The organism is Clostridium sp. AF17-21AC (assembly GCF_003461365.1).
GTDB classification, from domain to species: Bacteria; Bacillota; Clostridia; order Lachnospirales; family Lachnospiraceae; genus Coprococcus; species Coprococcus ammoniilyticus.
This window is the reverse complement of sequence record NZ_QTWY01000001.1, coordinates 304,384-322,971: the sequence shown is the minus strand read 5'-3', so window position 1 is coordinate 322,971 and position 18,588 is coordinate 304,384. Positions and strand designations below refer to the sequence as shown.

The window sequence follows — 18,588 nt, the reverse complement described above, 5'->3', positions numbered from 1 at the left end:
TTTCTTCTGTCTGCTTCTCTCATGTCAATCACAAGCCGTTTATATTGCAATTCGTTCCGTACCTAACCGAAGCTGTATGATCTTATCATATTTTCGTCTGATCGCATGACGATATTTTCTTGCTATATCAGAAGAAAACATCTCCGTGATATCCTCCTGATTCAGGATTGCCCTGTCATACAGTACTCTGTACTTAATATTCCAGTCATACATCAGGCTGGTACAGTTATCGATACTTACTTTTATAAACGAACCTTTCTTCTTTCCTGTTAATACTTTCAGATTTGCCCGTTTTCTGCCAACGGAGTTCTTGACATCAAACAGTACCTCAGCACCCGGAAACCGCTCCCATATCGCATTCAGAAACGCCTGCAGCTTCTTATCCGTAAAATACTTCGTTACATCACAGCATACAAATAAGATTGCTTCACCCGGTTTCTTCTTCACACTGTCAAGCCATGAAAAATCAAGGATTGATTTGCCGATATTCTGCTCCCGGTCCCTGCTCTCCACCATCTTGCGCCGCAGTTCCATGGTCTCAGGCATATCTACATTGTACCATCGGATCCTGCCATTATCCATGCGGGAAAACATGGTATCTAACTCAGCTCCGACATTTACAATAACGCCATCTGCATACCTCATAATAAACTGTTTTACCCGTTTGTCAATCTCTACGATCCGTCCAATCTTAACAAGGCGATCATATTCCTGATACATCGCATTGAAATCCTTATGTGACACATTTAATTTGGCTGCAATCTTAATCGACTCATCATCCTGAAACAGCTTCGGATATCGTTCCGCTACCATTGACCGTGCCCATACTGCACGCTTGATCTCAGGATTTACAAGCTTTGCTTCATCCTTGATACTGTCGCTGATACGATTGATGATCATACGGCATTCCGGCACATGCTGATGCTCAATATAATCATGAGGCATTCCAAAATATTCAAAATAGTGAATCCGGATCTGCTCTTTCTTAAGCTTATCATATAATAATCTTGCATAGCTGTTCAGCAGATCATTTTCTACTGTGAATATGGCGATCTCATCACAGATATCAGTCAGATCCGCATAGATCGGGCAGGTATATTCATTCTGATGATACAGATCCTGAATCCAGTACCTGCTAAGAAATTCCTTAATGCCCAGCCGGTAATAATACTTCCGTACCTCTTTCTTGCGATCAAGCATATGATTGGCGAGATTTCCATCCATAAATTCTGTATCTAATGAAGGTGATAACAACACCAGCTTATCCGGTCTGCGAACACCTTCCTTCCATGCCAGAACTGCCAGTGATAACGCCAGTCCACCGCCTGTGGAATCTCCAACAACAACCAGACGGTCGATTGTCTCCTGCCTGGTCAGATGTCTGTATGTCCCGATCAGCATATCAAAAGTATCCTGTGCATTATGCTCTGGCGCCAGCGGATAGATCGGAACAGCCGCACCATATCCATTTTCCTCGACCACAGTCGCAACAAATTCCCACTGGTTTTTGTTGATTTCCATACAATGACCGCCGCCATGGATATAAAAGAAGAAATTCTTTACCTCTTTCTTCTTTGGTTTCACATAATAGCATAATCCATTCTCTGACTCTGCCTTTGTAATATGAAATGCATCCTGCATCCACTTTGGAGGCGTGCTGCATTCCCGTTTTCTTCCCTTCAGGACTTTTTTAGCAATATCATCCGCTTTCATGCGCTTATCATCCAGCATGACACCTGCAATTTTCTCTTTTATGATAACAAGACTGTTTTGTGTACTCATATAATGTATCCCTTAATATACATATGTAACCATTTTCACCTGCTACCATTTTCACATAACCGGGATTGAATATCAAGTCTAATTTTAATCTGCTGATATCTTCATTGCTACATTCAACATATCGATCACAGATCCATCGGCTGCATCTAATACCACCATCTCACTTGGATAATCCGGATCCGATTTATCATCACAGGAAGAAAAGATCCAGACAGGTTTATATTCAAATTGTCCATCTGCTGCGCCTGCTGTCAGGTAATAGGTCAAGGTCACATCATTAAAATTGATCGCGTTATATTTACATGGATAGGTTTTGTAATATTCCGGTATGGTTTCATTTGCCTTTTCAAGCAGCTCCGGAAATGAAAGGATCTCAGTCTTTGCGCTTTCTCCGGTGGACTCCAGATAATCACACCAGTTCGCATTGATGATTCCATTGGAATCCATTGTGATCTCATAGCGTTCAACCGGCACATCATAATATTCCACCTGCTTCTGCAGATTTTCAACCTGATTAAATGCCATCGTTGACACCGGCTGCTTATCAACAGCTCTTACGTAGGTGAACGAATACCCATCCACATCCGTAGCAACAACCGAATTTGTCGCATCTGTATATACCCAGTAAAGATCAGAACTGTCCTGTAAGGCTACATCCTTCGCACCGATCTTCGACAGAAATTCTTCTGCCTTCATCTGTGCTTCCTCTTTGGAATAGCTGCAGGCATTCTGAACTGTATTCTCCTGATCCGCTTCTGTTCCTGTCTCTCTTTCATAGTCAGCCTTTGAATATGGCGTGACATACGTTGCCTTTTCTTTCGGACGATACATCATAAAATCTTCCCGCATATTAAAGGAACGATAAACGCTGTCGGTTTTGTAATACAATTCATATTCCTTCCCATCCACAGTACCAACATAATCATCCGCGGAATAATCTCCGGCAGCCGGATAACTGTCCGGGGCATCTGCCAGTTCCGTTTCCAGATCGCTGATCCATGAATCATAGGAATCCGCAAATACAGGATCCGGATAATTCTCCTTTGCTGTCTGATACTGTGTGATCTCTGCCTGAATGTCCTTTTTTATCCGATGCATGGAATCATATACATAGATTCCCTCATCCTTATCAAACAGATTCTCTGCCACCTGCTTCTTCACTTCATTACTCTCCGGATCTTTCTTCTTATACTGTGCGATCTGAAGGTCGGAGGTATCCGGAACACTGATATCATCATCCGTTACATGGATCTTTGATAAGCCGGTATCTCCAATCGCAATCTCCGTATCACAGGTAAATGGAATCTTATACTTACTCCACAGACTTCCACTATCCAGATCTTCTCCGGATGCAGATGTCTCCGTCTGTCCCTGATCTGCCTCTGTTTGTTTCTGTTCGGTATTGTCTACATTGTAGTCAACATTTTTCCTTCCGCATCCTGTAACATCCGCAGATACTGTAAGTATTCCTGCAAGAAACAGTGCCATCATTTTTCTTCTTTTTGTAATGTCCATTTTCATCATTTGTATCCCTTCTTACTTAAAGATTTTCCCGTTTTCCCTCATATATCAGATAAAAATGACTTCTTTTATTATCCTTATACCGCCTCCGTTTAATCCTGTATTACACTGCATGTTCCCAGTGCCTTCGATACCTCAAGGATATCAATATAGGATCCGTCGGTTGCATCCAGCACGACCATCTGTTGAGGATCTTCATATGTAACTTCTTCAAATTCATATACTTCAACCTGCGATATGATCCATGCCGGCACATATTCAAATTCACCGTCCTGTGCTCCCGGTTTCAGACAATAGGTAAGCTGCATACGATTAAATTCGATCGACTTGTACTGTGTATTATACTTTGCATAATATTCAGAAACAGATGAATCCGCCCGCTTCATCAGTTCTTTAAAAGAAAGCAGTTCTGTTTCCTCTGCCTCACCTTCGACAGACAGATTATTCGTCCAGACAGCTCCGATCACTCCATTATCATCCACCGCAATCTTACAGTAATCTGTAGGTATATCCACACCTGCTTCCTGCTGCACCATATTATCAACATTCAATGCCTGTAAGCCCTCTCCAAGAGACTGATCCTTTATCATCTGGTTAAATGTAAAATAATACCCATCAATATCACGCTCTATAAGCGTTGATAAAGCATCATCATAGGTCCATGCCAGTGCGGAGGACTCTCCAAGTGTCATATCATTACAGTCGATCTTCTTCAGAAATTCTTCTGCTATCTCCAATGCTTCCTCTTCTGAATATTTACACTGGTTTTTATCGTTCAGTGCCTCCTCTGCACCTTCGGAACCATATTTTATACTGTCATTTAATGACACATAGCCGCCATGATCGATCATCTCCGTTCCATCCTCTGTTCCGTCTGCAGGTCTATATACCATGGCATCCTCCTTCAATGATAAATCATAGCTTAAAATCGTATCATCCGGTGTCCTCAGAACAAATTCATATTGACCACATGTTCCAAGGTACTTTGTTGCAGAATAATCTCCGGCAGCCGGATAATCTTCCGGTGCTTTTTCCAGCTCATCCTGAAGCTCTGTAAGCGTATCATTTATCTCCTTAATACGTTCCGCATCGGTTCCCAGCTCTTTTTTCAGTTGTTCATAGGATGCGATCTGTTCTTCTATATCTGCCTTTGTCTGATTGTTCTCATCATAAGCATAGATTCCTTTGCTCTTATCAAATATCGCTTCCGCTATTTTTTTAAGTGCCTCTCCTGCGGTATCATTCTTTGTTAACTTCTCAGTATACATGATTGATGTATCAGGAACCGAGATCTCATCCACCTTCAATGTGATCTCACTCAAACCCGAATCCCCTACTGCTATACTGTCATCATATGACTTTGGAATATCGTACTTATCCTGAATGCTTCCGCTGTCCTTTTTTCCGCCGGATCCATCGATATCATAGTCGATATCTTTTTTCCCGCATCCGGTAAATACCGCCGCCATCATCATTGTTCCAAACATCAGCCAGGCGGTTCCTCTTCTCCTGATCTGTTTTCTCATCTTCCTTCCTCCTCATATCGTAAATATATTTTATTTCTTTCCCGATCCCGATCACTTCTCTGCACTATCTGAAGTATCCGTATCTTCTCCAATTTTTGTATTTTTTCTCCAAATTATCTTACGACTTTCTAATTAAAACACAGGGAAAAATCATTTTCGCATCATAGCTGTATATTTTCTGAATAATTAAAAATGCTCATGTACTGCTTATTACATGAAACAGTACATGAGCATATCTTTTATATTAATATTTTTATTCTTCAGAAGATGTATCTTCGGCAGAAGTGTCCTCAGCGGATGTATCTTCAGAAGATGTATCTGTGTCTGTATCCGTATCGTCTACGTCTTCTGTATCGGAATCGTCTTTGTCATCATATGTATAATATGTGCCAAGTGACTTGGCCAGTTCCAGAAGATCGATCACTGATCCGTCTCTTGCATCGACTACAACCATCTGTGTCGGGCTGTCCTTATCTGTATAATCCTGATATTCCTCATACTGGGATAATATCCATGCCGGAATATATTCAAAGGTTCCTTCTTTGTCTCCTGCTTTCAGGAAATAGGTCAGCTCCATACCGTTAAATTCAATCTTCTTGTAATGAGATGTGTACTTGCTGTAATATTCAGGAACGGTTTCATTCATTTTATCTAACAGATCCTTATAGGAAAGAATCTGTGTTGCCTGTGGTTCTCCATCTGCTTCCAGATATTCGCTCCAGCTTGCACTATTGATACCCTTGGAATCAATGCTGATGGAACATTCCTCCTTTGGAATATCAATGGATGCATTGTCCTGCTGGATGTTATCGACATTCCATGCATTTACTGTTGCGGTTGGCTGGTTATTGATCGCTCTTGAATATGTGAATGTATATCCATCCACATCTGTTGACTGGTTGTCACCATTATCATCATAATAAACCCAGCAAAGTGCTGATGTATTCTTTAAGGTAACATCCGTACATCCGACTTTTGCAAGGAAATCATCTGCCATCTGTCTTGCTTCATCTTCTGAAAATGTACACTGATTTGTATTTGCATCTACAGAATCTGACTCATCTCCACCATACTGCATGTAATCGTCCATGGAAGTTGAATAACATCCACTTGCTCCATCCTTTGGACGATATTTTAAGAAATCATCCGCAAGATACAGGGAATATCCGGTTGTACCATTTTCCTCGCTCGGAGTGGATACCGTAAACCTTGTATCTCCGATCGAACCAATAAAAGTATCTCCTGTATAATCGCCTGCTGCAGGATATTCATCCGGTGCAGTCGCAAGCTCATCCTTCAGATCATTGATCCAGGAATCATAATAAGATGCCATGTCACTGTCACCTTTTTTCTTTTCGGCTTCATACATATCGATCTCAGTCTGAATATCTTCTTTGGTACGCTTATCGTAATCATATTCATAGATACCCTTATCTTTGTCCAGAACTGCCTCTACTGTTTCTTTTTTACTATCATTTGTTGTTTCTTTCTTCTTAAACGATGCAACATACAGATCTCCTGTATCCGGTACGATCACTTCTTCTGCATCGATTGCAATCTTCTGAATACCGGAATCTCCTGTTGCGATCTCGGTATCACAGCTTTCAGGTATTCCATATTTACCCTGCAGGCTGCCACTGTCCGCATTGCTTCCGGAACCACCATTTCCTTCTACATCATAATCAATATCCTTCTTGCCACAGCCGGTAACTGCTGTGCTGACTGCCAGCATACCAACTAACAGGCAGGCTGCCATTTTTTTACGATATACGCGAAATCTTTCTTTATTATTCTTTGTTTTGTTCTGCATATAAGAACCTCCTCTTTTCTTCTCTCATTTATTATAGCTTCTGGATCCGATCCAGTAAATGACATATTATTTGGCGCCATGTTCCGCGACCGATTACCCTTCAGTCGTATCACCGGTTGTATCTGCATCACCCTCTGTGGAATCTCCTTCACTGCCTGCGGAATCTCCGGAAGTGTTGGTATCATCATCTATAGTAGATATCGATGAACTGCCGTCATCAGATACATCTCTTGCGATCGTATCTGTTTCATAACTCTGATATGTGCCAAGTGACTTGGACAGTTCCATCAGATCGATCACCGTACCATCTGTTGCATCAAGGACAACCATCTGGGTTGGATATGTCTCATTTGTTGAATCGGTCATATCCTCATACTGTGTCAATATCCATGCAGGTACATATTTGAATGTTCCTTCTTCATCTGTCTTCTCCAGATAATAGCCAAGCTTCATAGAATTAAACTCTACTTTTTTATATCTGGTTGGATATGTGGTATAGTATTCTGCAATATTCTTATTTGCTTTTTCTAACAGCTCCTTAAATGATAAGAGTTCATTTGACTCTGTTTTTCCGGTTGTTTCCAGATAAGATACCCAGCTTGCAGATATAATACCATTAGAATCAACATATACCGTACAGGTTTCGGCAGGAATGCTTACCGATCCATCATCCTGCGTAATATTATCAACATTCCAGGCTTCCGGAACATCTGTAGTCTGATTATTGATCGCTCTGCTGTATGTAAATACATACCCGTCAACATCGACAGCCTCGGTATTCCCGTCTGTTCCATAGTAATACCAGTAAAGATCCTGTGTGTTAGTCAGGGATGCATCTGAAATACCGACCTTGCCGATAAAATCGTCTGCAATGGACTGTGCCTCTTCCTTTGTAAATGTACATACATTTGAGGCTGACACATCTACATCTGACAGATCATCCCCGCTATCCGGAGTTGAATAATATACTCCGTTCATTCCATCTTTTGGACGGTAGGTGATCAATGAATCCTTCAGACCTACGGAACCACTTCCTCCTTCCTGATCATCCATATACATAATATATTTTCTTCCGTTGATCTCTCCGATAAAGGCACTACCGGAATAATCATCAGCCGCCGGATATTCATCCGGTGCATTCTGAAGCTGATCTTTCAGGTCGGAGATCTTGGAATCGAACCAGGATGCACTGGAATTATCTCCATTTGCTGCAGAATCCTTCTTTTCCTTTTCATACTCATCGATCTGGTCCTGAATATCTGCTTTTGTCATATTGTTATAATCATATGTATAAATACCTTTGTCTTTTTCAAGGACAGCTTCTACGATCTGTTTTCTGGTATCATTTGATGATTCTTTTCTTTTTACATATACAGTCGGAAGATCTACCGTATCCGGCACTGTTACCTCATCTGCTTCTATTGCAAGTTTGCTGATCCCGCTGCTTCCAGCGTCCAGTGTAGTATCACAGGATTCCGGTATTCCGTACTTACCCTGAAGGCTTCCACTGTCCGAGCTGCCTCCGTTTCCTGATTCACCGTCTACACTGTAATCTATATTCTTCTTTCCACAGCCTGTAAGTGCAGTTCCTGTTGCCAGAACTCCTGCAATGGCAAGTGCTGCCATCTTTTTATAGCGCATTTTTCTGCTTACCTGTGTTGTCTTATTACCTGCTGTTTCTTTTCTTATTTTCTTCAAAATAATTACCTCCTGCTGTGATCCTACATTTTAACAAACAAAATTAATATGTATATTTTTTCAGCGCTGTAAAAATATTAACACAAACCATCGATTTTGTTCATTAATACGGGTCTATTTTTTTATTAAACTTTCTTAAGCTTTCTTTTCATTTTTCCCGACATATTAAATGTACATGATCACTACATATTTTATGCAATATAGTTGCATCCTTTTTGCATCCTTTTTCTACAATTTCTTGTATTTCTATATTGCATTTTTTCTTTTTATGTTATAGTATGTGCGGTGAGAAAGAATAAAGAGGTGTCATTCTAATGAATATTACCATGTTAAAAAGTAAGATCCACAGAGCCGTTGTTACACAGGCTGAACTGAATTATGTCGGCAGTATCACCGTAGACTCTGAGCTTTTGAAGGAAGCAGGAATTCTTGAATATGAAATGGTGCAGATTGTTGATATTGAAAATGGAAATCGTTTTGAGACATACACGATCGCCGGAGAACCGGGATCCGGTGTTATGTGTTTAAATGGTGCCGCTGCCAGACAGGTTCAGGTAGGCGACCATATCATTCTGATGTGTTATGCTTCTATGACACCTGAAGAAGCCAAAGAATACCGACCAACGGTAGTCTTTGTAAACGAAGACAATTCCATCTCCCGTATCACCAGCTATGAAAAGCATGGCGAGATAGGATAAATACCTGAAAACGAGGTGTATAATTACCCTTGGTATTTTGAGTTAGTTGCATAATTTATTATACCCAAAATAGCTATAGGCATGAACCCATAGCTATTTTTCTTTTTAGGGGAGTTTTTTACAGTCCCTTTTATTAATAATAAGATTCGTTAACGTCTGAAATGGCTCTTTTTCATTTCATTCCTGTTTTGTGTCCGGAGCATTCTTTTCGTCCGATGATATATATTGTCCATATGTATCCGGCATATATGTCTGTGCATTTGCAGCATATCCATTCGGATAATAGCCCTGATTCTCTGCAGTATATCCATTCGGATAATAGCCCTGATTCTCTGCAGCATATCCGTTCGGATAATAGCCCTGATTCTCTGCAGCATATCCATTCGGATAATAGCCCTGATTCTCTGCAACATATCCATTTGGATAATAGCCCCAGTTATCTGTATCATATCCATTTGGATAATAGCTTTGCATGCTTACATCATAATTATCTGATACTGTGTCATCGGCAACTGTCTGAGGCTTCTTTGCATCTGTCTTTTTCTTCTGTTTTTCCTGCCTTTTTGCCGCTTTTTTCGCTGTTTTTTTAGCCAGACGCTCTTCTCTGTGTTTCATCCTGTATCTATGCCAAGCCAGTATATACAGCACCCACAAAAGCAGTAATACCGCAATAGCAATGCCTGCATATAACTGCCACTGGCGATAAGCAACCGCGTACCGATAACCTAATGTACTGTCCATGGTCAGCAGCCGGTCACCGGAAACCTGTACAGTCAGAAATATACTGTAACCGATCACACCAGCCGCAGCAAGCGTAATGACCACCTGAATGATTGTATATACGATCATGACTGCTTCCTCCTTTTTCGCCCCTTGACAAATACAATAATATAAAGGATCAATAATACCAGTACCAGACCACCAAGTATCACATATTCAAATACACGTTTTACTGTTTTTACAGCTTCAAAGGTCACCACAGCTCTGTATACTGACTGATTTCCTACTGCATCCTCTGCGATCAGCTCCAACGTATTTTCTCCATTTGCAAGTGACACTTTTTTATGGAAATAGCTTTGTGTCAGTTCGACTGTTTCGCCATTCAAGGTCAGGGAAGCTCCTGCTTCCGTATAACCATTCAGATAAATGGTATTTTCGGTTACTACCTTTCCATCAACATCCTCGGATATGGACAACTGCGGTGGTACGGTATCCACATAGATCTCTTTGGAATATTCTACAGCATTGCCTGCCGGATCCATAATAACAAAGGTCACCGTATTATCTCCATCCTTTAAGTTCACCCGATACATACCATTTTCTTTTTCATCCGTAAGTATCCGCTCATCTCCCAGATATGCATCAAATGTATTCTTATCCTGCATCGTGACCGTTGCCTGAATGAAGCTGCTCTTTGTTCTGTCTGCATCTGTATCAAAGACTACATCAGCATCAGCCTTTACTGCAGTATCTGCCGACACAAGCTCATACCTGCAGTTCTCATCTGTTCTTATCACTGCCAGATAAACCTTAGAAGCATCACCTGTAAAATCATCATAATAGAAATCCGTGGTTCCCTGCTCCTCTTCTCTGATCAGATTATGCGCCTCATCATAAACCCGTACCGAATAAGCTTCCTCATTAGAAGCTTTCCATGAAATATAATATCCATCATTATATGTTCCACCCTTTACCCCGGAAACCTTCTCTACATCCTCCGGATTCTGATAGCTGATAAATGCATCACTATAGGCACGCTGATACACACCGTCTACGGATACACGAATATAAAAATGATATTCTCCGCTTGGAAGCTGATCCAGATCAAATGTAAACGATCCGGATTTTTCCATATTGTCACTATATACGCAGGTTCCGTCAAAGCCCTCTGAATCAGTATCTGCAAACACCTCCACATAAAGCTCATCCGGGCAGTCTGTGATCTTATAGTTTACCTTGACACTTCCGGTTCCTTTTTCTGATATTTCAAATTTACTGATGACCAGCGAATCCGGAACCTCACCTATCGTTACGTCCACCACACCAAGATTTTCTCCGGTTACCGCAGCCTTCCATGTACCTTCTTCTCCTTTTCCGACATGTATGATTGCTTCGCCATTTGCCTCATAAACCTGATCCGGCGTTTTTTTCTTGCTATATACTTTACCGGATGGTGAAGTCAGCACAATCGTTCCAGGCTGTTCATAATTTTCCCAGGTTACATAAAAGACCGCCTTACTGTAACCTTCCGGCATATCAATCTCGACTTCTGTCTGTGCTGCCCACACCTGTATCGGAAGCCAGACGATCATCCCTATAAATAATAATACGCCTGTCCACAGCCTCCACATTGTTTTCCTTACTCTCTTCATGTTAAACTGCCCCCTTAATTAGATGATGTGCTGATCTTATCCCACAGGAACAGACCTCCATCTTCATCATACCATATAGATTTTTCCTGTTGTTTTCCGTTATTCGCCTTATAATTTAATGTTACCTTAGCTTTACTGAACTCTCTGTCCCAATCGATCGTGAGCTTGCAGTCACCCTTTGCATGGACATCCACCGGCGCCATATCTACATTTCCATTTACTCCAATCTTAATATATCGATCAGTGAAGTTTCCTCCAAGATTTGCTGCTGCACTTCCTTTTACCTCGCAGCCAAAACCGGAAATTCCAAGCTCGAGTGCCGCTGATATATCAAGTCCATCCTTGTTGATCTTGGCTCCTGCCTTTGCTTTTTCAGCACCAAGCAATGACATTTCTGCTGAAACAGCAAACTCCGGCTCGCTGAAATTGATCTCAACCTGTCCCTTTGCATTTCCGATCTCGCCCCATTGCCTGAACTTTTTCATCCACTGATTTCCGGTATTCTCGTCGCCAAAGCATCCGAACAGATCCGCCTCTGCCTCAACAGTTCCGATCAGCTTAATATCCTTGTCATATAACGTCTGATCGATTCCGGCATTTAGGATCTTCTTTGTCTCTTCAGATACGAGAGAATCATATAGTCCGATCAGTAATGTGCTCATACCCTGTAATTCTCCGCCTACCTTATTGATCTCCATTATCTCGCAGACTCTTGGTCCCGGTCGCAGATTCGCATCAAGCTTAACTGTATCCGGAATCCAGTAATAGGATGACAGATATCCATCAAAGCCGGAAATTCCGGTATTACCAAATGCACCTATTGATGTTGAAAAATCAATCTTACCGCCAATTTTCCAGTATTCATGCTCCGGATCCAGCGAATTCAGCTTGACCGACATTTCATTTATTCCAAATATTCCAAAGCTGATCTTATCATCCGGAGACAAAGTCAGTTCTCCACCAAACTCCAGTCCATCTGCTGTAACTGCTACTGAAGCCGAAATATCAAAGCCCTTAAAGAAATCGGAAACGCCAAATTCCTTTAAGCTGGCTCTTTCCTGTGGTTTTTCTGTCTTTTTGTATTTGTTGGCACCGGTTTCATGCTTTAGTGACTTAATTCCTGATTTTATCATTTTATCCACCCGGATCGAATCAATGTCGATCTGCAAGCGGTTACTGTATAATTTTACTTCCGCCGCCTTGATATCCATGATAAATGGGATCGATATATTCATGTTTGAAAGGTTCTGATCAAAGGATGTCTTCTCCTCATCTATCGTTGCATAAAAGCCTGACTCTGCAACAATATAATCCCTGCCATTCATGACAAGATCCGCAAATCTGCTGCTTTTTTCCTGCATTTCTGTATAACTGACATAAAGCTTGCCATCACCCTGAATTGTACCGGAATCTCCTGCCTTTATCATCTTGCCGGACACAAGCTCCAGCTCCGGATCCATATCTGCCACGATCATCTCCATATCACCTGAGCAATGCATAAAACCATTGATCATAACATTACCACTGGCTGCCAGCCTGTCATCTGCCACCTGTCCGATCGAATCTGCTGTGATCGTCATATCTCCTATTCTTACAGACTCTGAGGTTCCTGCCTTAAATACCTTGAAAGCAGCACTTCCTGTTACAACTCTTCCATCGGTTGTTCTTACCTTTACATCGTAAATGCCTGCGGTGAGTTCTCCGGTCAGTACGCCAGTCAGACTTGTTCTATCTGTTACCTGTATATCCGTCAAAGCTGTATTTCCGATAAATACACTTTCAATATCAGCAAATCCACCTCCATTTACGGTAACGGTTATACCTGCCTTTACATCCTTTTCCGATGCATTCCCCGGTGTGACGGATGATATGCCAAGTGTATTCTCGTCTACCTTCCGGATCAGATCATCCTGCCCCAGATCTTCCGGTCTGTTTTCTTCATTTATATAATAATCCTTGGTCTCTGATGCATTATATTCTGCAATATCAACCGTCAGAAATCTTGGATCTGCTTCCGGATTTCTGGTCACAGTATATTCAATGCTGTAATTATTGACAATATATTTCTGCAGATACAGATAAATATCCGACAGCTCCGTGGATGCCTCTGCCTTTACAAATTTTCCACCTGTGTATTCTGCGATCGCCTGCATATAGGCATCATCACACTCACCAAATCCAACCGTATATACACTGATGCCAAGCTCTACCGCGCGATCAACTGCCGCCTGCATATCCTCCTCCGAACCGCCGTCCTGTCCATCGGACATCAGGATCACAGCCCGGCTTCCATTCGCGCTTTCCAGATTATCCAGTGCAAGATTTAAACCAGCCGAAATATTGGTTCCACCACCACTTGATATATTATTAATAGAATTCTTCAGGGTTCCGCTTTTTGATGTCAGGGTCTGTTCCAGATATGCTTCATTATCATAGGAAATGATCATCATCTTTTCTGCTGTTATATGATCGACTGCTTCTGCCGCTGCCTGTTTTGCATTTTCAAGCGCTGCTCCCTCCATGCTTCCACTCTTATCCATGACAATACCGATGCTTGCTCCTTCACTCTCCGCACCACTATGTAAGGTAAAATCTGTTATCTCATACTGTGTATCGATCACTGAAAAGTCTTCCTTTGTAAACTGGTCTGCCAGCTCTTCCTTGGAATCCTTTGTTCCGTTAATATTGATATAAGCACGGATAGCAGGATAATCCGTTGTATCGATCCGGCTGATATGAATACTGATCCTGTCATATTTCAAAGTCGTTGATACATAAGAGTTAAATGACCCATTAATGGTATCCTCTGACACCGGAACAACCTGTGCACTCTGTTTGTCCACCAGATCAGTCACGGCTGCATTCAGCTCCGGATTGTATGCATCATTGGATATCTGATTATACTGGGTAACAACCTCATCGATTGAATCCTTCAAAGAGGATTTATCACTGATTGCTGCACTATTATCAATTATCTGATGCAGATGTTCATTGGCAGTATCCCGGTCATCCATTGCAAGGTACAGCTTCGACAGCTGCAGTTCATAAAATCCGGTATCATCGCCATGTCGTGGTATCTGTACCAGAATATAATTTGCCGCACGCTTGATCGGAACATTACATGCTTCCTTGTAACTTTCATCTGCCTCTTCTAATAATTCATTGATCTCATCCGCATGCTTTCCTTCATAGCCCTCTTCATCAATCAGCTTCTGTGCTTTTTCCTTCGTACGTTCTGCCTGTTTCACCAGCTTTCTGATCTCCTCATCCTTCATATCAAAGGAAGCCTCTGTATAGTTTTTATCCATGTTGTTACGATAAACCTCTTCGGCGATCACATCCGTATAAATAACCGTATTCTCCGGACTTTTAAATTGTCGGTTCAATTCCGATGCTTTTTCCTTCGCCTTATCATAATCCTGTTGATAAACATAAAAGCTAACCTCCCTGCGAAGGATCTCCTCTGTTTCTCCATAGGTATGTTTCAGGTCCTTGATATCATCCTCTGTAAGCTCCGAAACAGCCACTCCATGGATCTTGTTGTCAAGCTCATACGCCTTTTCATATTTGCGCTTTTCTTTTCTGGTGAAATGCCGTTCATCCACATACTCTTCTAAAGCAGAAAAAAACTCCTGTCCTGCCGTCTTCTTTTCCTGTACATCATCGGATCCGCTTTTATATGTAGCTTCCTCCACCGCACCTTGCTTTTCCAGATCCGAAAGATATGCTTCATAATCCGTATATGCCTCTGTTCCACCATCTGTCATACCAAGCTTTTCGGAGCAATAAGTATCAAGCTTCGTCAGGCAGGTTTTGCCAGCCTTGCTGATTCCTTTTCGTTCCAGCAGCTCCTGGGTTTTGAAGTACCCATTGATATAATCACCATTCATCGTATCACAGGCTGCACCAAGCACCTCTTTTTCCTCCGAACTGCCTGATATATCATTCAGGATCCGGACTGCCTGGTCTGAATTGCCATCCATTATATAGCAATATGCCATATAGATACCCTGCTCATTTGTATCTGTATCATCGAAATAACTGCGTACGCCAAGAAAGGTAGTCCCGGCAAAAGCCAGAACTACCCCTATCGTGAGCAGCCATTCCGGGACATTTCTCTTTGTCTTAAAGATGAAATGTCCGCATATATCAACGGCTGTAAAAAACAGAAAGATAATTGCTATCTTCAGTAATATATTTAATTCCAAATTTTGCCCTCCCTTAAATATCTGAATCGGATCTGTTTTAAATGAAGACCATTTTTACCGACATTCAGACGCATAACTGAAAATCTGGTATGCAGATCAAATTCTTTTTTGATAACCATGTCTTCCCCATTTGTTCCATGGAATGTGAAACTGAGGATCGGTATATTGGTATAATACAACGTACATGGCATTTGGGCAAGTTCTGAAAGATCGGAGCTTCCGATCAGTTCAATCTCATAAATTCCTTTTTTCTGTACATCAAACGGAAGTACATAATTTACACCGGCCTTCGACTCCTTGGTATCAAGTCGTAATTCATAGTCGCCATCTAATCTGACAAATTCAACCTCTGACAGATCCACATCATCAGGCTCTGCCGGACGATTGATGATCGATACCTCTGTCGGACATCCCATGGCTCTGCGCATTGCTTCTGTATGAAGTACAAAGCCACAGATATTTGCCGCATTTCTCTGAAGCTCAGAGCGTTTCAGTCTTCCGTCTACAAGTGCTGCGACTGTATTGTCTCCGCTGGCATTTGTTGATCCATCCGGACATACCATATAGATATCATTCTGTGCACGCGCCATTGCCGCAAAATTAATCTTATCCGGCTCCTGTCCACGCTCATTGATGGATGCCCACCAGTCAGTCATGACAATACCTTTAAATCCCCATTCTTCTCTGAGGATTGTCGTACAGAGATCATAATTTCCGGCTGTCCATACTCCGTTTACCGGTCCGTATGTCGTCATGATCGCATCGCAGACACCGCTTCTTACGATCATCTCAAAGCCTTTCAGATAGATCTCCCGAAGTGCACGTTCTGATACAACAGGATCTGCAAAATGTCGTCTCATCTCCTGATTATTTGCACAGAAATGCTTCGCTGCCCCTGTTACACCTGCTGCATGCAGACCTTCTAACATCGCACCGGCAAAGCATCCTGTCACATATGGGTCTTCCGAGAAATATTCAAAGTTTCTTCCATTTAACGGATGACGGTGAATATTCATACCGGGTCCCAGTAAACAGTCAACCTTCTGTGCGATCATCTCATAACCGGTACAGGTGTAAAGCTCTTTTACAAGCTCTGTATTAAATGTACATCCAATGATCGTTCCATTTGGCAGGCTGAATGCTTTCACGCCACAATCTAACCGCATACCGGACGGTCCATCACTGCAGCATACAGAAGGGATTCCATGACGGTTGATCAGTGACTTGGATACACCGCCAAACGCTGCTGCCGTTCCCGGTGTTACAAGTGAACTTCCCATGCCTTCTCCTCGAATGATACAAGTAAGGTCATCGTCTGTCAATTCTGATATAAATTTATCCATTCCGATCGAACCATCTGCCACATCGGATAATGTATGCTTCCTCATCGTCTGACGGATCTCCTGTGGAAGATGAGCCTGTCTTCTCTGCTTCTCGTTTGATGCATGATGTGGTGCTGCTTCCATCATGACCTGATATCCGTTCTCTGTCTCTGCTGCCTTCATTCTGTCAAATGCTTCTACCGGAGCAAGTGCAGAGCAAAGCTGTTTGATCACAAGATCTCCTGCAAGCTCAAATGTGCCTGCACATTCCGCACTTCTGACATCTGCACCTGCAAATACATGATATGTGCCTGCCTCTAATACAAATGCATACGCATGTCCTGTAATACCGGAGTCGTCATAGGATGCAAAGCGGCTGTATGGAACAGTGATCTCTACTTCTTCGGATTCACCCGGTGCAAGCTCCTTTGTCTTTGCAAATCCGACAAGAACCTTATCTGCTTTTCCAAGCTTACCCTGCGGAGCTTCCGCATAGATCTGAACAACATCTTTTCCTTTCTTTAAACCGACATTTGAAACAGTTACATGAAGTGTAAACTGCTGTTTCTCCGGCTCATTTGCAAATACAACGACTGACTTTTCAAATGTTGTATAGGACAGGCCATATCCAAACGGATATCTGACGCTATCCTTTGCGAAAGTCTCAAAATAACGATATCCGACATAGATATCTTCACTGTAATAATTCTTATCCGGATCACCAAAATATGGTGTAGAAGGATAATCAGCAACTTTATATGCGATCGTGTCTGTCAGATGACCGGATGGTGAAACTGCTCCTGTTAATACATCTGCTGTTCCAAGTCCGCCAACCATGCCGCCCTGCCATACATACATAACAGCTTCCGGCTGGTAACGGTCTGTAAAACTCATATCGAGCAGACCACCGACATTTAATAAAACGATCATCTTATCAAAGTTCTTTCTTACTTTTGTGAGCAGATCTTCTTCCACATCTGTAAGCTGATAAGAACCCTTGGTATCACTTGCATCTTTATCCTCGCCTGCTGTACGTCCGATGATCACGATAGCTGTCTCTGATCGCTTGCCGGCTGCTTCCACAACCTCATCGGTCAGCTCCATTTCTTCCTGACACCATGGTTCATTTCCCCAGCCTTCGCCTTCGTTAAATGGATGTGTCTCTTCCCAGTCCTGATAGATCTTGATCAGCTCCTCATCCAGAATGACCTGACCACTCTCACGCAGACCATCTACGATTCCATAGACCTTTGATACATTTACCATTCCGCCTGAACCGGTTCCGCTCTTATAATAGTGGTTCTGGATTCTTCCAAATACTGCCACCTTCTCATCTTTTACAAGCGGAAGTGCCTGATCTTTATTCTCAAGCAGAACACAGCCTTCTGCTACTGTCTGTCTTGCAAGTGCTACATACTGATTCCAATCCAATACTACCTGATTCTTCATATCCATCATACTCCTTTTCCTGATTTTATCCGTTTGTTTTATCTCATTTATATAGTTACGTCCTTGTTTAATTTATAAATATAATAATATTTTTTTATTTATATCAATATAACAAAAGCGATATTTGCGTCATTTTTGCGACTAATTTATAACAACAAAAAACTGCTGTTTGAATTATTCAAACAACAGTCTTTTTTCATAT

The 18,588-nt window shown here is 41.9% G+C and carries 10 protein-coding genes; 1 reads left to right on the top strand and 9 read right to left on the bottom strand.

What is annotated here, in order from left to right:
* Positions 1 to 39 precede the first annotated feature (39 nt).
* The 5 genes from DWW85_RS01510 to DWW85_RS01490 form a co-directional block, all read right to left on the bottom strand.
* Positions 40 to 1,782 (bottom strand): alpha/beta hydrolase fold domain-containing protein, encoded by a 1,743-nt coding sequence (locus DWW85_RS01510; RefSeq protein WP_117785825.1) that lies wholly within the window; start codon positions 1,780 to 1,782, stop codon positions 40 to 42.
* 84 nt (positions 1,783 to 1,866) lie between these two features.
* Positions 1,867 to 3,306, bottom strand: a complete 1,440-nt coding sequence (locus tag DWW85_RS01505; protein WP_117807271.1) for a DUF6034 family protein — start codon at positions 3,304 to 3,306, stop codon at positions 1,867 to 1,869.
* An 89-nt stretch (positions 3,307 to 3,395) separates the two neighbouring features.
* On the bottom strand, positions 3,396 to 4,829 hold the full coding sequence (locus tag DWW85_RS01500) for a hypothetical protein (RefSeq protein ID WP_117807270.1): 1,434 nt from the start codon (positions 4,827 to 4,829) through the stop codon (positions 3,396 to 3,398).
* Between the two features lie 253 nt (positions 4,830 to 5,082).
* Positions 5,083 to 6,639 carry a DUF6034 family protein gene (locus DWW85_RS01495; RefSeq protein WP_117807269.1) on the bottom strand — a complete coding sequence of 519 codons (1,557 nt, stop codon included), beginning with the start codon at positions 6,637 to 6,639 and terminating at the stop codon, positions 5,083 to 5,085.
* A gap of 93 nt (positions 6,640 to 6,732) precedes the next feature.
* Positions 6,733 to 8,337, bottom strand: a complete 1,605-nt coding sequence (locus DWW85_RS01490; protein ID WP_117807268.1) for a DUF6034 family protein — start codon at positions 8,335 to 8,337, stop codon at positions 6,733 to 6,735.
* 314 nt (positions 8,338 to 8,651) lie between these two features.
* Here DWW85_RS01490 and panD point away from each other — a divergent pair, with 314 nt between their 5' ends.
* Positions 8,652 to 9,035, top strand: a complete 384-nt coding sequence (panD, locus tag DWW85_RS01485; protein WP_117785827.1) for an aspartate 1-decarboxylase — start codon at positions 8,652 to 8,654, stop codon at positions 9,033 to 9,035.
* A gap of 177 nt (positions 9,036 to 9,212) precedes the next feature.
* On the opposite strand, the gene DWW85_RS01480 is transcribed toward panD, so the two are convergent.
* The 4 genes from DWW85_RS01480 to DWW85_RS01465 are packed head-to-tail and all read right to left on the bottom strand — an operon-like array spanning position 9,213 to position 18,386.
* Complete coding sequence (locus tag DWW85_RS01480; RefSeq protein WP_117807267.1) at positions 9,213 to 9,884, bottom strand: hypothetical protein; 672 nt, start codon at positions 9,882 to 9,884, stop codon at positions 9,213 to 9,215.
* On the bottom strand, positions 9,881 to 11,407 hold the full coding sequence (locus tag DWW85_RS01475; RefSeq protein WP_147340887.1) for a hypothetical protein: 1,527 nt from the start codon (positions 11,405 to 11,407) through the stop codon (positions 9,881 to 9,883). Before DWW85_RS01475 ends, DWW85_RS01480 begins: the two co-directional genes overlap by 4 nt.
* Before the next feature lie 14 nt (positions 11,408 to 11,421).
* On the bottom strand, positions 11,422 to 15,615 hold the full coding sequence (locus DWW85_RS01470) for a VWA domain-containing protein (protein ID WP_117807265.1): 4,194 nt from the start codon (positions 15,613 to 15,615) through the stop codon (positions 11,422 to 11,424).
* Positions 15,606 to 18,386, bottom strand: a complete 2,781-nt coding sequence (locus DWW85_RS01465) for a glycoside hydrolase family 3 protein (RefSeq protein WP_242995975.1) — start codon at positions 18,384 to 18,386, stop codon at positions 15,606 to 15,608. The genes DWW85_RS01470 and DWW85_RS01465 overlap by 10 nt, the downstream gene beginning before the upstream one ends.
* Positions 18,387 to 18,588 lie beyond the last annotated feature (202 nt).

Excerpts from the sequence above, each read along its gene's own strand:
- DWW85_RS01510 (WP_117785825.1), bottom strand. The coding sequence starts at position 1,782 with ATGAGTACACAAAACAGTCTTGTTATCATAAAAGAGAAAATTGCAGGT.
- DWW85_RS01505 (WP_117807271.1), bottom strand. The coding sequence starts at position 3,306 with ATGATGAAAATGGACATTACAAAAAGAAGAAAAATGATGGCACTGTTT.
- DWW85_RS01500 (WP_117807270.1), bottom strand. The coding sequence starts at position 4,829 with ATGAGAAAACAGATCAGGAGAAGAGGAACCGCCTGGCTGATGTTTGGA.
- DWW85_RS01495 (WP_117807269.1), bottom strand. The coding sequence starts at position 6,639 with ATGCAGAACAAAACAAAGAATAATAAAGAAAGATTTCGCGTATATCGT.
- panD (WP_117785827.1), top strand. The coding sequence starts at position 8,652 with ATGAATATTACCATGTTAAAAAGTAAGATCCACAGAGCCGTTGTTACA.
- DWW85_RS01480 (WP_117807267.1), bottom strand. The coding sequence starts at position 9,884 with ATGATCGTATATACAATCATTCAGGTGGTCATTACGCTTGCTGCGGCT.
- DWW85_RS01475 (WP_147340887.1), bottom strand. The coding sequence starts at position 11,407 with ATGAAGAGAGTAAGGAAAACAATGTGGAGGCTGTGGACAGGCGTATTA.
- DWW85_RS01465 (WP_242995975.1), bottom strand. The coding sequence starts at position 18,386 with ATGAAGAATCAGGTAGTATTGGATTGGAATCAGTATGTAGCACTTGCA.